This is a genomic window from Rhodococcus sp. ARC_M12 (genome assembly GCF_022810385.1).
Classification (GTDB): Bacteria; Actinomycetota; Actinomycetes; order Mycobacteriales; family Mycobacteriaceae; genus Rhodococcoides; species Rhodococcoides navarretei.
The window spans coordinates 123,599-137,837 of sequence record NZ_JALGQI010000004.1 but is presented as its reverse complement, the minus strand read 5'-3'; the positions used below and the strand labels follow the sequence as shown (position 1 = coordinate 137,837).

The following is a 14,239-nucleotide window of genomic DNA, read 5'->3' as shown; positions in this document are numbered from 1 at the left end:
CCTACTGGGTTGTGGTAGGCGTCTCGACTGCTGTCAGGCCGACACGATCCGGCCACGGACGTCCCCGAAGCCGATTCGCGATCCGTTCGGCCCCGGAGCGCTGGCGGCAATGACCACCTCGTCGCCGTCTTCGAGGAACGTTCGAGTGTCGGCACCGAGCGACACCGGTTCCGCTCCACCCCAGGTCAATTCGATGAACGCGCCGCGCTGGTTCTTCTCCGGCCCGGAGATGGTGCCCGAGGCGAACAGATCACCCGTTCGCGATGTCGCACCGTTGACGGTCTCGTGCGCCAGCATCTGAGCGGGGGACCAGTACATCGCACTGTAGGGCGGGTGGGAAACGACGTGGCCGTTCCACGCGACCGTCAGGTCGATATCCAAAGCCCACGAACGAGATTCGCGGAGGTACTCGAGCGGCTCGGGATCCTGCACCGGCGTCGAGGTTCGCGCCTGCTCCAGAGCGAGCAAGGGCACCACCCAGGGCGAGATGGACGTCGCGAAACTCTTACCGAGGTTCGGCCCCAGCGGCACGTACTCCCAGGCCTGAATGTCGCGAGCCGACCAGTCGTTGACGATGACGGCACCGAAAACTTGCTCGGAGAACTCATCCGGTGATATCGGACCATCCGCCGGAACGCCGACGACGAAGCCCATCTCCGCCTCGATGTCCAGTCGCCGACTAGGGCCGAAGGTGGGCGACGCCTCGTCGGGTGCCTTGCGTTGACCGCACGGCCGCCTGATGTCGGTGCCCGAGACGACAACCGTGCCGGCTCGGCCGTGATAAGCGACGGGCAGGTGCTTCCAATTCGGTAGCAGCGGTTCGGCATCGGGCCGGAAGAGTCGGCCGAGATTGGACGCGTGGTGCTCGGAGGCGTAGAAGTCCACGTAGTCGGCCACCTCGAACGGCAGATGCATCGTGACATCGGAAACCGAGACGATCGATTCCGCGGGGGTCTGGCCACTGACGATCATGTCGGTGACGGCCGTGCGTACCTCCACCCAGCTGGTGCGTCCGCGGGCCATGAACGCGTTCAGGCTCGCCGAGGAAAAATCTGTATCGTCCAGAGCTATGGATAGATCGATCACGTTGTCGCCGTAGCGGACCCCGACCCGAGCATCCGAACCGGGAGTACTGAAAATGCCGTACGGGAGGTTGTGGATTCCGAACTCGGAATCGGCGGGAATGTCGATGTGCGTCATGAACGGCGCGCTCCTTGGTTCACTGAGGTGGGACGAGTCCGAGGCGGACGAGATCGTCCAGGGGTTCGCGGATGCTGCAGGTGCCGAAGGAGGCGAACGCGCGCTGTCCCTCGATCCCGGCGACGAGCCCGGCGAGGACGTCGGCGTCCCGGATCGCCAGGATCTTCTCGAGCTCACCGACGCGTGCGCCGCTGTGGGCGGCCTGCGCCGCAAGGATCACGTTGAGGAAACCGTGCTGCTCGAACCCGTTGTGGGGATCGGTATTACGGGCGGCATGGTGCAGACCCGCGGTGGCTTTGAAGTGGACCTCGCGCTGTGCCGCCTCGTAGATGGACGCGGCGAGCTCCTGCTCGTTCGGATACTGGTCGGCCGTGACGCCGCCGGTCCTGAATTTGGCGCGATACCCGAACTCGTCGACGGCGTCGAAGATGTCGTCGCGTCGGGAGTCTCGGGGAATTTCCACATAGATGTCGATGTCCTGGGTGATGGTGCGCAAGGCGTCGATGTTCGTGCCTTCGGGGACGGCCACTTCGACGGCAACGACCGTCACGCCGGCTGTGCGGTCGGCTACCCGCAGGCCTGCCTCCACGCTGCCCGGACCGGCAGGTGCGGTCAACGCCACCTCCATCCGAGCACCCAGGTCCAGCTCGTTCACCCGATCCATCGGCACGACCAGCGGGCCGACAAGGTCTGTGAACGCGCCGGCCCGGTACTCGAGGTGTTGTGCCGCAGCAGCATCGAGCGGTGCGTTACCGGGTGGAAAGATGGCGGCGTCGTCGCACAGGCGATGGAAGAACTTCGGGATCATCGGTTCGGTCCCCGGCCGGCCCAGGTCCACGCGTATCCAGCGTCCTCGCACGCGAGAGCACCCTCGCCGAGTTCGAGCGGACGGAAGGTATCGACCATGACGGCCAGTTCGTCGAAGAACTCGGCACCGATACTGCGTTCGTACGCTCCCGGTTGCGGTCCGTGGGCGTGACCGCCCGGATGTACCGAGATCGATCCCTGGCCGATTCCGGAACCCTTGCGGGCCTCGTAGTCTCCGCCGACGTAGAACATGATCTCGTCGGAGTCGACGTTGGAGTGGTAGTACGGCACCGGGATTGCCAGTGGGTGGTAGTCGACCTTGCGTGGAACGAAATTACAGATCACGAAGTTGGCCCCCTCGAATGCCTGATGTGCCGGCGGTGGTTGATGCACACGGCCGGTGAGTGGTTCGTAGTCGGAGATGTTGAACGTGTACGGGTACAGGCAGCCGTCCCACCCCACCACGTCGAACGGATGGTTGGGGTAGACGAACCGGGTTCCGACAATGCCCGTCGAACCGCGATGTTTGACAAGCACTTCCGCGTCGCTGCCGTCGGTGAGTAGAGGCTCGGTGGGGCCGTGCAGATCGCGTTCACAGTAGGGAGCGTTCTCGAGCAACTGGCCGTACTTCGACAGGAAGCGTTTCGGCGGCGCGATGTGACTGTTGGCCTCGACGGCATAGGCGCGCAGGGTGCCGTCGGGAATCCAGCGGTGCGTCGTCGCGCGCGGAATGAGTACGTAGTCACCCTGCCGTGCCTGCAGCGCCCCGAATACCGTTTCCACGGTGGCAGAACCGGATTCGATGTAGACCATCTCGTCGCCGATCGAATTACGATACAGCGGTGAGGTTTTCGAGGCAACGACGTAGGACAGTCTGACGTCGGCATTGCCCAGGACGAGGCGTCGTCCGGTGACGACATCGGTGTCGGCAACGACGGACTCCGGAAACAGATCGTGCAATTTCAGATGTCGGGGCTTGAGCGGATGATTGGGAGTGGTCGATTGATCGGGGAGGTCCCAGACCGTGGCGTCGACGATGGCCGACGGTATGTGGCGGTGGTACAGCAGGGACGAGTCCGAGGAGAAGCCCTCTTCGCCCATCAGCTCCTCGTAGTAGAGGTTGCCGTCCGGCGTTCGGTGCTGGGTGTGCCGCTTCGGCGGTATCGATCCGAGCTGCCGGTAGTACGCCACGTCATCGCTCCTGTGCTCTGTTCAGGCTTGTAATAAATACATTAACTACTTTGACGTGATCTACGCAACCATCAGTTGCGTCCCCGGACCTCGAACTGGCTGCGGTGAGTGATGAGTTTGGTCAACAGCATCACCAGGATCCGCTGTTCGGGTTCGGTGAGCGCACTGGCCCACGCGTTTTCCCGTTCGTTCTGTTCGGCGAACGCCTCGACCATCTCGTCGTGCCCCTGCGCGGTGAGGGCAAGGCGCACCGAACGCCCGTCCTTCTCGTCGGGCGTACTGGCGAGCAGGCCGCCGGTGATGAGTGTCTTGGACAGGTTCGACACGGCCGCGCGGCTCATACCGGTCAGTTCGGCGGCTCGTCGGGGTTCGATCGGGCCCGCCAGCCACGTGACGAACATCAGTCGGAACGACGACCACGACCAGCCTCGGGGGCGATGAACCGTCGCTTCCAAGTCGTAGGTGACGATGTTCGACGCCCGGTTGAGCGTCAGCAGAACCTCGGTGGCCAATTGGTGCTCGAACCCGTAGTCCCGGGCCAGCGTGGTGTTGGCGGTGTCGATGAACGACCAGAAATCGGGCTCGGGTGCGTCGGTCACGGATTCACTGTAACCACGAACTCATCTGATCAACACCTTTATTACTTCGGTACGCGCGATTCGTGTCTCTTCCAGAAGGGTTCATGATGGACCCATGAGCTCGAAGAACCTGTTCGGTGGCCCACGGACCCTGCTGATCGTGGCAGCGGTGGTCGTCGTGATCGCACTCGTCGCTGCCGCCGCGACGCTGATCGTGCGTGCCGTGCTCGGACCACCTGAGGGCGAGAACAAGTTCGAGATTCAGGGCTACGCCGTCGTGCAGATCGATCCCCAGGTCAGCGACCTCGCGCTCGCCACGCGCTAGCCGACTCCGCGGCGACCTGAGGGTCGTGTGTCTGCTGAAAGTTTCGCCCGCCGCGCGCGAATGTCCGAAGCGTGGCGGCGGGTACCTCGTGCTCGGGAATCGGCTCGCTCGTCCACTCGCAGTTCCGTACGAAGATCATGTTCGACGCCACCGCGTCGGCGCTGCGATCTTCCCGCAGTGGGCCGGAAATCTGGCCGAGAAAGAACTCGCCGCTCTCGGTACGCGTCCAGACGAAAGATCCGTCCGGGACCTGCTCGAAGCGCTCGACGCGTCGTAGCGATCGTTCGTCGTCGGCCGACATGCCGCAGAGTCCGTAGGTGAGGGCGCGTTCGACACCGTTCGGCATGGGAGCGCGATAGACGGCGTCCGGCATGCATCCGAGCATAGCGATGCTGGCTGGAATGCCCCATCAGTGCTAACTTGAAGTTTCAACCTGAGCACTTCGAAGGACCCGCCATGACATCTGTGATCAACCCGCCGGTCGCGGGCGCAGCGTTCGACGCATTTCTCGCCGATACCGCACCCGCGAGTCGGTCCCAGCAGACGTGGACCCCGAACGACGGTCCGATGCCTGCCCTCTACATCAGCCACGGTGCACCCCCGGTTTTCGACGACGCACTCTGGATGAACGAACTCTTCACCTGGTCGCAGTCGATGCCCAAGCCGAAGGCGATTCTCATCGTCAGCGCGCACTGGGAAGAGGCCCCGCTGAGCCTGTCCGCATCGGCGGCCGCAACTCCGCTGGTCTACGACTTCGGCGGATTCGCGCAGCGCTACTTCTCGATGGAATATCGAACGCCCGACGCTCAGGCGCTGGCTGCGCGGGTGGCCGCTGCCATTCCCGCGTCGGAGAACCTGCACCGCCACACCTCGCGCGGGCTCGATCACGGTGCCTGGGTGCCGCTGAAGGTGATGTACCCGTACGCCGATGTTCCCGTTCTGCAGTTGTCCCTGCCGACGCATGCTCCCGACCGGCTGATGGCGATAGGCGTTGCGCTGAAGGAACTTCGAGCCGAGGGAGTGTTGGTCATCGGTTCGGGTTTCATGACGCACGGACTGCCGTTCCTGTCGCGGGAGAACTTCGTGACCAACACAGTGCCGACATGGTCCGAGGATTTCGATCTCTGGGCCGCGGACGCATTGTCGCGCGGTGACGTCGACACATTGGCGGACTTCCGCAACGCCGCGCCGGGAATGCCCTATGCCCACCCCACCGTCGAACATTTCACTCCGCTGTTCGTCACCCTCGGTGCTGCCGAAAATCCCGAGGCTCCGGTTACCACGGCGATCACCGGCTTCCAGTTCGGCTTGGCGAAGCGGTCGTTCTCGGTCGTGTGACGGTTGGACGCAGCCGGTCGCAGTTGGAACAGATTCACTTCTGAATTCTTTTCGAGCCGGGGATTGTTATCCACGCCACTTCGCTCTACAGTTCTCAGCACCATCTCGGACATCGGTGTCCAAGATGGCCGGATGCGCTACGAACTGTCGCCGGGCGCGCCTCCTGTGGACCCCGTTGTCCGGCGCGAAGGAGTACAGCCGTGTCTTCTGCCCGATCTTGGACGCTGCGGGTAGCGATCAGCCTGGTGACCGCGGCCGCAGCCGTTGCCGCGATGACCACCCCCGCTGCCGCTGCACCCGAGGCGAGCGATTCGCCCGAGGTGACGGTTCAGCCGCCTCTGGCACCGTTCACGTGGCCGAAGATTCCGGAGTTCGACACCGACTTCTACCTTCCGCCCGCCGACGTGGTGGCCGCGGCCGCGCCAGGCCAGATCATCGCTGCACGGCCCGTCGAGCTGGCCACCCTCAACGTCATCCCCACTCAAGTCGACGCCTGGCAGTTGTCGTTCCGGTCCAATAACGGACGCGACGAGCCGATAGCTGCGGTGACCACGGTCATCAAGCCCCGCGGCGTGCCCGCGGCACCGCGGCCGCTGATCTCCATCCAGCTGGCCGAGGATTCACTCGCTGCGTACTGCGCGCCCTCGTATGCGATGCGTGCGGGCGCGATTCCCTGGCCGGTGACCGGCGCGGTGACGTCGGGTGCTCAATTCCTCGAAGTGCAAGCCGCATTGGCGCAGGGCTGGGCGGTATCGGTGCCCGATCATCAAGGTCCGAACAACTCGTTCGCCGCAGGGCCGGTCGCCGGTCGGATCACACTCGACGGCATCCGAGCGGCCGAGAACTTCGCGCCGATGCAGTTGGCCGGTCAGGCCACCAAGGTGGGGATGAGCGGCTACTCCGGCGGCGCGATAGCGACCGGACATGCCGCCGAACTGGCCGAACGGTACGCCCCCGAGCTCGAGATCGTCGGAGTCACCGAGGGCGGCACCCCGGCCGAACTCGGGGCACTGGTCGACAACGCGAACAACACCCTCGGCTCGGGCATCGTCGCCGCCGGCATCATCGGTGCCAGTCGCGAGGATCCCGAGTTGGCCGGCTTCATCGACGAACACATCGACCCGTTCGGCAGGGCGTTGTTCGCGGCCAAGGACAATCTCTGTGTCGGCTACTCGTCAGCGCTGCTGCCGTTCGTCAATCTCAAAGGCTTCCTGCACACCGACGGGGACCCGATTCAACAACCAGTGGTGAAGAAGGCCCTGTCTGCGATGCAGCTCGGTGGCACCACTCCGAACATGCCGCTCTACGTCTACCATTCCAACCCGGATTGGCTGGTGCCGATCGGACCGGTCAATACGATGGTCGACTCGTACTGCAGCCGTCCCGGTGCCGATGTCACGTACACCCGCGATCACTTCAGCGAGCACATCACCCTCGAGCTGATCGCCTTTCCGAGCGCGGTCTTGTGGATGCGCGACCGATTCGCCGGTGTTCCGGTGGAACCGGGTTGCCGAACCAACGATGTCGGCTCGATGGCGCTCGACACGCGTGCACACCCGCTCTTCGTCGATGCTGTAGGCGAGATAATCGCAGGACTGTTCGGTAAGCCGATCGGGTCGTGATGGAACCGATCGTCGACGGGGCTGCGAACGGTCCGTCGCCTGTAGACTCCCTCGGTGACTGTCGCCGATGATCAGGGCCGCATCTACGCCGGACAATCCTCCTCTGCTCGGAAAGCCGATCGTCGTGCACGGTTCTTGCAGGCCGGAATCGAGGTCATCGGGGTACGCGGCTACGCAGCCACCTCGGTGTCGGATATCTGCGTTGCTGCCGGTCTGGCACGCAGCCAGTTCTACAGTGCGTTCGCCAACCGTGAGGCGCTGCTCGTGGACGTCTACGACCTGATCCAAGACGATGCGCTGGCCGCCGTCGTGGCTGCCCTCGACGATCAGGTCGACCGAGATCGTCGCGCCCTGGTCGTTGCCGCCATGACAGCCCTGGTGGGATCGATCGGAAACGATCCACGCCGAGCGCGGATTTCCTATCTGGAGATGTTGGGTGTCAGCGATGCCGTCGAACAGCACCGGGCGCGTCGCCGTGCACAGTGGGTGGAGTTCTTCGAGAACACCCTGCGTTCGGAAGTCGGTCCCGATTTTGTTCCCCCGGGTGGATACCGTTCGGCTGCAACGGCATTCCTCGGAGCGCTTACCGAGATCGTCTCCGACTGGTCCCGTACCGCTCCTCCTCGCCCACCCATCGAGCAGATCGTGGAGACGATGGTTGCCGTCCTGGGAGCGTTCGTTCCGGACCTGACCTGACCTGATCCGCAGCCTGTCGCGCAATACAGTGGACCGATGACGAATGCCACCGGTCCACTCGCAGGGCTCGTCGTCGCGGATTTCTCGCGCGTACTCGCAGGGCCGTACGCGACGATGATGCTCGGCGACATGGGTGCCGAGGTCATCAAGATCGAGCGACCCGGAATCGGTGACGACACTCGATCGTGGGGTCCGCCGTACGACTCCGCAGGTACAGCAACGTATTTCAACTCCGTCAACCGCAACAAGACCTCTCGTGTCATCGACCTGCAGTCCGAGGCCGGCTGCGCCGAGGCACGTGAGATCGTCGCTGGTTCGGACATCCTGATCGAGAACTTCCGAGCCGGTGCGATGGACCGGCTGGGGCTGGGTTACTCGACGCTCTCGCACACGAACCCCGGTCTGATCTACTGCTCGATCACCGGATTCGGCACCGGTGGAGGTGCAGCGCTGCCGGGATACGACCTGGTGGTCCAGGCGGTCGGCGGGTTGATGAGCGTCACCGGTTCCGATGCCTCGTCTCCCACGAAAGTGGGTGTGGCGATGGTCGACATCGTCACCGGACTGCATGCGCTCAGCGGAATCCTTGCCGCACTGCATCATCGAACGAACACCGGTGCGGGCCAGCAGGTACACACCTCGCTGATGGCGTCGGTGCTGTCCGCGTTGAGCAACCAGTCGTCGGCCTATCTCGGAGCAGGCGTCGTGCCCGTCCCGATGGGGAACAAGCATCCCTCGCTCGTGCCGTACGAGGTGTTCGAGACCGCCGATCGCCCGCTGGCGCTGGCGGTGGGAAACGATCGGCAATTCTCGGAGCTGACGGACGTACTGAAAATCCCGGAATTGGCTACGGACGAACGCTTCTCGTCCAACTCTGCTCGCGTCGAACATCGAGACCTGCTGGTCGACATCCTGAACTCGGCGCTGCAGACGCGTACCGCCGACGAATGGTATCGAGAACTGATGGCCCGCAACGTTCCCGCGGGCCCGGTCAATTCCATCGAGGAGGCGTTCGCGTTCGCGGAATCGCTGGGGCTCGAACCGCGGGTCCAGGTTCCGGGAGCCGCGTCCGACGGCGTCCGCAATCCGGTGGACTTCTCGGCGACGCCGGTGAACTATCGCTTGCCGCCACCGCAAGCCGGATAGTCGACCTGCAACTTTCGCTCCACTCCGGGGCGTGAGTCGGCGAATCCCCGTCTGCAACCACTTCAGTGGAGCAACCGTTGCAGCGGCAGCAACTCACTCCGCTAGTTCAACGCCCACTTCACCTGGACGGACACACTGACGGTCTGCTGCCCCGGTTCGATGGGCACCGCCATGTCGAACGAACTGGCGGCGGAATCGCCGAACGTCCTCGGTTGCTCCTGGCCGGTGATCGACTCCGTGATCGACAGAACGTCACCGAGTTCGCCGCCTGAAAGCGTGGCGTACTGCTCGGCGCGATCGCGGGCATCGGCGAAGGCCCTGGACCGCGCATCGGTGATCAGCTCGGAATCGTCGTCGATCTCGAACGAGACCCCGGAGATCCGGGTCGCGTTTCCGCCGGCCGAGGTGGCGTCGCCCAGGACTGTGGATGCCGTCGACAAGTCACGCACCGTGACCTGCAGGGTGTTGGTGGCCTGATATCCGGAAATGTCCGAGGTGCCGCCCGGCAGCGCGCCGGAGTACTGCGGATCGATCGACACCTGTTGAGTCCGGATGTCCTCGCGCGCGACGCCGGCTGCGATCACCGCGTCCGTCACCTCGGCGACCGCAGTATTGGCTTGTTCGATGGCGGCGGTGACGTCCTCGGCCGTGGCCTGAACGCCGATCTGGGTGGTCAACGTATCCGGCGCTCCCTGGACTTCTCCCACTCCGTTGACGTTCACTCCGGGAGGTCCGTCCGGGGACGTGGTCGCTGGACTGCTGCAACCCGCTGTCAGGGCTGCGGCCAGCGCCAGGGCCGAGACGCACGATCCGGTCATCCAACGATTTCGACTCACCGCCGTAGTGTCCACCATTGCAGGTGAATTGAAAAGGCTCAGGGCTTGCGATACTCGGCGTCGAACGTCACGATCACCTCGTCCACCACTTTCATGGCTCCGAACATCTGCGAATACGGCGTGATCTTGTAATCAGATTGCCGCACAGTGGTTTCGGACTCGATGTGCCATCGATCGCCGAGGTCGGTGGCGGTCACATCCACCGCGATCTCCCTCGAGACACCGTGTATTTCGGCCGTACCGACCAGTCGAAACCCGGAGTCGGCAGAAGTAACTTCCGACGACTGGAATCGAATGGTTGGATATCGATCGGCATCGAAGGTCTTGAGCGCGTTGGCTTTTGCCACGATCTTCTCCGGCCCGATCAACGGTGTCAGTCCGCCCTCGCCGTGGATCACCTCGAGTGAGCCGACCTCGGCTGTCAGGGACACCGCGGCAGGTGCGTCCCCGGACCACTCGACTGTCGCAGTCCAGGATGTCACCGCAATCGTGAGACGATGGCCCATCTTGGATGCCTTTCCGGTGACATCCGTCCGAACGGCCAGCTGCCCGCCGGCCGATGCGTCGAGCGTCCAGGTCTCGGTAGTCATGCCCCGACTGTATCCGTCCCGCAGAACCGACGAAGGGACGCGGCGCAGGTGGTTAGGGTGGAGTCATGTTCTCCAATTCCCCTCGAACATTTGTCGCCGACGCCCTCCGCGGTTTCGTCGCCGCCACCGACGACGTCACCTGGCATGCCGACCCCGGATTTCTGACCCGGCGCTACCGCATCTCCGACGGTCAGGTCGCCCTGCTGTCCGGTGGCGGGTCCGGCCACGAGCCATTGCACGCCGGATTCATCGGTCGCGGCATGCTGACCGGCGCATGCCCGGGCTTGGTGTTCACCTCACCCAACGCCCTCCAGGTGCACGAGGCGTCCAAGGCCGTGGACGCCGGCGGCGGGGTAGTGCACATCGTCAAGAACTACACCGGCGATGTGATGAACTTCAGGATCGCCCGAGAGTTGTTGCAGGAGGACGGCATCGTCGCTGACGTCGTTCTCGTCGACGACGACGTGGCCAGCGAGAGTGAGGACGGACCCGGTCGACGCGGCACCGCAGCGACCATCGTTGTCGAGAAGGTGTGCGGCGCAGCGGCAGAACGCGGAGACAGCCTGCAGGCGATAGTCGCGCTTGGGCGTCGAACAGCGGAGAACGCACGCAGCATGGCGGTCGCGCTCGACCCGCCGACGCTACCGGGTGCCGACGGACCTTCGTTCGATTTGCCCAAGGAAGAAATCGAACTGGGCATCGGGATACACGGAGAGCGCGGAACCGATCGCGTGCCCGGTCTGCCTGCTCAGGAGATCGTCGCGAAACTGACCGATCCCATCGTGAACTCGCTCGGATTGAACTCGGGCGAATCGGTGATCGCGATCGTCAACGGGCTCGGGGCAACGCACCCGTTGGAGCTGCACCTGTTGTTCGGTGAACTCTCGGAGTACCTGCACGGCAAAGGGATCGAGATATCCCGCTCGCTCGTCGGCAGTTTCGTCACCGCATTGAACATGGGCGGTGCCTCGATCACCCTCGTGCGTGCCGACGACGAGATGCTCGAACTCTGGGACGCGCCCACCGACGCACCCGGCTGGCCCAACGCTCACAGTCGTGGCGCGAAACCGGTGGCCGAACGCGGCGGATTCGGACCCACCTTCGAGCCCTCCGACACCGGGGCGGTATCGGCGTTCGTGTCGACGTGGATCGGGACGTGGGTTCAGCGGGTGCTGGACGAAGAACCGGCCCTGACCGACTTGGACCGCAAGGCAGGCGACGGTGACTTCGGCACCAACATGGTGGCCGCCCTCGAACAACTCGATCTGGACGCCGTCAAGGAAAACTACTCGGCAGCAACGGTATTCGAGGCAGTGAGCGAGGCCTACCTGGGGCACGCGGGCGGGACGTCGGGCGCGCTGTTCGGCATCTGGTTCCGCCAGTTCTATCGGACGATGCTGGAATCCGAGCCCGATCTCGCGGCTGTCGGAAAGGCCGCCAGGGCGGGCCTCGACAGCATCACCGAACTCGGTGGCGCACGGGTGGGCGACAAGACGATGGTCGACGCCATCGCCCCTGCCGTCGATGCGCTCGAGAAGGACGGCGGCACCCTGCAGAATGCAGCCGACGCCGCGAAGACCGGAGCCGAATCGACGAAGGACATCACCGCCAACCGCGGCCGCGCCAGCTATGTCGGTGAGGCCGCGCGAGGCGTCGTGGATCCGGGTGCGCTGGTCTTGGCCTGGTTCTTCGAGGCCGCAGCAGGTGCCCTCTAGCCGAGCGAGTTGACGAACACCGCGGCGACCGCTTCGAGGCCGGCCTGATCGTCGGCGTCGAAGCGGTCCGGCACGGGGCTGTCCAGATCGAACACACCGATCAGGGTCTCGCCCTGGTACAGCGGTACGACCACCTCGGAGCGAGTGTCGGCGTCGCACGCGATGTGGCCGGGGAAGGCGTGGACATCGGCCACTCGCTGTGTTTCGCGGGTGGCCGCCGCCGCGCCACAGACGCCCTTGTCCAGGGCGATGCGCACGCAGGCAGGCTGCCCCTGAAACGGCCCGACCACCAGTTCGGTGCCGTCGAACAGGTAGAAGCCGACCCAATTGACCTCGGGCAGAGCGTGATACACCAGCGCAGAAAGATTGGCTGCGTTGGCGATCAGGTTCGATTCCTCGTATACGAGGCCACGGGCCTGCTCGGTGAGCTGCTCGTACTGCTCTACCTTGGAACCGGTCAGTTCGGTCGTGGTGAAAGACATGCGCCGAGTCTAAGCGCACACCCCAGCACCACCAGATACGCCGACATGCCGCCCACCTGAACCCGTTGCGCGATGCCGAGGCCGTAGTCGCCGGGCAGATTGTCGGCGATCAGCAGCCACGCGGTGGCCAGCGTCGTGACAGCCAGTACCGCGACACCGAGCGTCCGAAGCAGGGGATAGACCCCATAACGGAACGCGGCGAGCGTGAACGCGACCATGACCGTGAAGATCGCGAACACTGCGACGGTGCTGGTGAGTGCGTGCAGATGATGAAGCTGCGGAAACAATCCGCTCGGCTCGATCGGGCAACTCGGATCGTCGGCCGCCACACACTCGAGGGGGAGTTTCGCGTCGGCGATGGTCGCGATACCGAAGATGCCCGACGCCACCCAGCCGGTGACGAAAAGCCGTCGACGCGGGGTTGCCAGGAAGCCGAGAACCGCGGCGAGAATCATCAGCGAGCCGGTGACGACGTCTGCAGTGGAGAAGAGTTCGCGGTACGGCTGATCGCGGGCGTCGAGTTCGCTGAGGAACGACGTGGCTGGGTCTAGACCGGTGTCGAGGAAGAACTCGGCCACCCACGCGGAATACAGCAGTCCGGCGAGAATCAAGCAGATCGCCGCTGCGACGCGGCGGATGTCCACGCCTTCAGTTCTCGAACGCACCGACCAAGGTTAGCCAGTGAGCACATCGGCAGCTGCCACCGCCAGTGCGACCGCGGAGTCGCAGCTATCGGTCGAGACGGACAGTGCGGGAACCGTGCGGGCGTACCGCGCGGCGGAGTTTTCCGTCTCGGGCATACAGAGTACAGGGTTGCCCAGCACTACGTCCGCGAAGCACGCCGAGTCCGAGCCGCGTGTGCTCACGGTGTAGCCGCCCTGCTGGACGGGTTCACTCTCGGTCGAACGAAGAGCGCTGTCGACGTAGGTGAGTTCGACGTCGAGCATGGCCAGTGTGTCCTCGAACTTTGTCGAGGACACCATGAAGTGGCAGTGGTACGGATCCGAGGTGGGGTTCCATCGGTCCACCGTCCAGGTTGCGGGTAAGTGTTCGAGGACGCTGCACGGATCTTTCGTGGCCAGCGGAAGGTTGTACTTGGAATCGACGCGTAGGGGTGGGTCGGCCAGCAGGCCGAGGGCTGTCTCGGCGAGGGGTTTCGCCGCGGTGCACGCGTCGTCGTCAGCGCGAGACACGTCGATCATGGCGAAGCTGCGGCCCGACTCGGTGGGCCCTGAGGTGGGCGTGTCGAACTCGTCGCGGATAGGAAAGCTGATGCGACACAGTCCTTCCGAAATTTCGTCGAGATATACCTGCTCGCCGCCGATCGTGATCTGTTCGAGGTCGGCGTCGTCCTGCATCGGCCGAATTCCGTCCAGGTCGATCGTGACGGAGTCGGTGACGCTCGATCGCTCGGTGGCCAGGTCGGCGATGCACGTGCTCAACTCGCCATCGGGCCGCAGCTGCACCACTGTGCCCAGGGCGGCGAGATCGTCTTCGGCGAGAAAGCCGCAAGGGTCGAGGCTGCGTACGAATTCTGCCGAATCCGTGAGGTACCGGTCCGCCTCGGACATCTCGAACCCGTACCGGTTCTGCGGCGGAGAACCGCCCGCCGAGGACGCGTTACCCAGCAGGACCACCGCGCATCCACTCGTCGATACGGACACCGCCAGCGCTACAGCCGCGAGCAACCAATTTCTACGCACCGTTTTCCCC

General features: G+C 64.3%; 16 protein-coding genes. 6 read left to right on the top strand and 10 right to left on the bottom strand.

Going from position 1 to position 14,239, the window contains the following annotated elements:
• Positions 1 to 33: 33 nt before the first annotated feature.
• The 4 genes from fahA to MTX35_RS07285 all read right to left on the bottom strand — a co-directional run bounded on the left by fahA (position 34) and on the right by MTX35_RS07285 (position 3,797).
• Positions 34 to 1,200 (bottom strand): fumarylacetoacetase, encoded by a 1,167-nt coding sequence (fahA, locus tag MTX35_RS07300; protein ID WP_243594332.1) that lies wholly within the window; start codon positions 1,198 to 1,200, stop codon positions 34 to 36.
• A gap of 19 nt (positions 1,201 to 1,219) precedes the next feature.
• On the bottom strand, positions 1,220 to 2,008 hold the full coding sequence (locus MTX35_RS07295) for a hypothetical protein (protein ID WP_243594331.1): 789 nt from the start codon (positions 2,006 to 2,008) through the stop codon (positions 1,220 to 1,222).
• The gene (locus MTX35_RS07290; protein WP_243594330.1) at positions 2,005 to 3,198 is read right to left on the bottom strand and encodes a homogentisate 1,2-dioxygenase; all 1,194 of its coding nucleotides are present in this window, start codon (positions 3,196 to 3,198) and stop codon (positions 2,005 to 2,007) included. Before MTX35_RS07290 ends, MTX35_RS07295 begins: the two co-directional genes overlap by 4 nt.
• A gap of 71 nt (positions 3,199 to 3,269) precedes the next feature.
• Positions 3,270 to 3,797: a MarR family winged helix-turn-helix transcriptional regulator gene (locus tag MTX35_RS07285; RefSeq protein ID WP_243594329.1), complete on the bottom strand. Its 528-nt coding sequence runs from the start codon at positions 3,795 to 3,797 to the stop codon at positions 3,270 to 3,272.
• Between the two features lie 94 nt (positions 3,798 to 3,891).
• Between MTX35_RS07285 and MTX35_RS07280 the strand changes: the two genes are divergently transcribed.
• On the top strand, positions 3,892 to 4,101 hold the full coding sequence (locus MTX35_RS07280) for a hypothetical protein (protein WP_243594328.1): 210 nt from the start codon (positions 3,892 to 3,894) through the stop codon (positions 4,099 to 4,101).
• Here MTX35_RS07280 and MTX35_RS07275 read toward each other — a convergent pair.
• On the bottom strand, positions 4,073 to 4,474 hold the full coding sequence (locus tag MTX35_RS07275) for a GAF domain-containing protein (RefSeq protein ID WP_243594327.1): 402 nt from the start codon (positions 4,472 to 4,474) through the stop codon (positions 4,073 to 4,075). The two genes, MTX35_RS07280 and MTX35_RS07275, sit on opposite strands and share 29 nt — an antisense overlap.
• A gap of 83 nt (positions 4,475 to 4,557) precedes the next feature.
• On the opposite strand from MTX35_RS07275, the gene MTX35_RS07270 reads away from it, so the two are divergent.
• From MTX35_RS07270 to MTX35_RS07255, 4 genes are all read left to right on the top strand, one after another.
• Positions 4,558 to 5,439 (top strand): dioxygenase, encoded by an 882-nt coding sequence (locus MTX35_RS07270; RefSeq protein WP_243594326.1) that lies wholly within the window; start codon positions 4,558 to 4,560, stop codon positions 5,437 to 5,439.
• Positions 5,440 to 5,711: 272 nt separating this feature from the next.
• A complete protein-coding gene (locus tag MTX35_RS07265) occupies positions 5,712 to 7,061 on the top strand; it encodes a lipase family protein (protein WP_243594440.1) in 1,350 nt (449 codons plus the stop codon).
• Positions 7,062 to 7,115: 54 nt separating this feature from the next.
• Positions 7,116 to 7,757 (top strand): TetR/AcrR family transcriptional regulator, encoded by a 642-nt coding sequence (locus tag MTX35_RS07260; protein ID WP_243594325.1) that lies wholly within the window; start codon positions 7,116 to 7,118, stop codon positions 7,755 to 7,757.
• A gap of 36 nt (positions 7,758 to 7,793) precedes the next feature.
• Positions 7,794 to 8,903 carry a CaiB/BaiF CoA-transferase family protein gene (locus MTX35_RS07255; RefSeq protein ID WP_243594324.1) on the top strand — a complete coding sequence of 370 codons (1,110 nt, stop codon included), beginning with the start codon at positions 7,794 to 7,796 and terminating at the stop codon, positions 8,901 to 8,903.
• A 101-nt stretch (positions 8,904 to 9,004) separates the two neighbouring features.
• Here the strand turns inward: MTX35_RS07255 and MTX35_RS07250 are convergent, their stop codons facing one another.
• Together MTX35_RS07250 and MTX35_RS07245 are read right to left on the bottom strand one after the other, a co-directional pair.
• Positions 9,005 to 9,739, bottom strand: coding sequence for an SIMPL domain-containing protein (locus tag MTX35_RS07250; protein WP_243594323.1), 735 nt, complete (start codon positions 9,737 to 9,739; stop codon positions 9,005 to 9,007).
• A 38-nt stretch (positions 9,740 to 9,777) separates the two neighbouring features.
• The gene (locus MTX35_RS07245; RefSeq protein WP_243594322.1) at positions 9,778 to 10,329 is read right to left on the bottom strand and encodes a YceI family protein; all 552 of its coding nucleotides are present in this window, start codon (positions 10,327 to 10,329) and stop codon (positions 9,778 to 9,780) included.
• Positions 10,330 to 10,394: 65 nt separating this feature from the next.
• On the opposite strand from MTX35_RS07245, the gene MTX35_RS07240 reads away from it, so the two are divergent.
• A complete protein-coding gene (locus MTX35_RS07240; RefSeq protein WP_243594321.1) occupies positions 10,395 to 12,044 on the top strand; it encodes a dihydroxyacetone kinase family protein in 1,650 nt (549 codons plus the stop codon).
• Here MTX35_RS07240 and MTX35_RS07235 read toward each other — a convergent pair.
• The 3 genes from MTX35_RS07235 to MTX35_RS07225 are packed head-to-tail and all read right to left on the bottom strand — an operon-like array spanning position 12,041 to position 14,229.
• Positions 12,041 to 12,526, bottom strand: coding sequence for a GAF domain-containing protein (locus MTX35_RS07235; protein ID WP_243594320.1), 486 nt, complete (start codon positions 12,524 to 12,526; stop codon positions 12,041 to 12,043). The two genes, MTX35_RS07240 and MTX35_RS07235, sit on opposite strands and share 4 nt — an antisense overlap.
• Entirely contained in the window at positions 12,502 to 13,191 is a 690-nt protein-coding gene (locus MTX35_RS07230) for a DUF998 domain-containing protein (RefSeq protein WP_243594319.1), read from the bottom strand. Before MTX35_RS07230 ends, MTX35_RS07235 begins: the two co-directional genes overlap by 25 nt.
• 9 nt (positions 13,192 to 13,200) lie before the next feature.
• Entirely contained in the window at positions 13,201 to 14,229 is a 1,029-nt protein-coding gene (locus MTX35_RS07225) for a hypothetical protein (RefSeq protein ID WP_243594318.1), read from the bottom strand.
• Between the last annotated feature and the right edge of the window lie 10 nt (positions 14,230 to 14,239).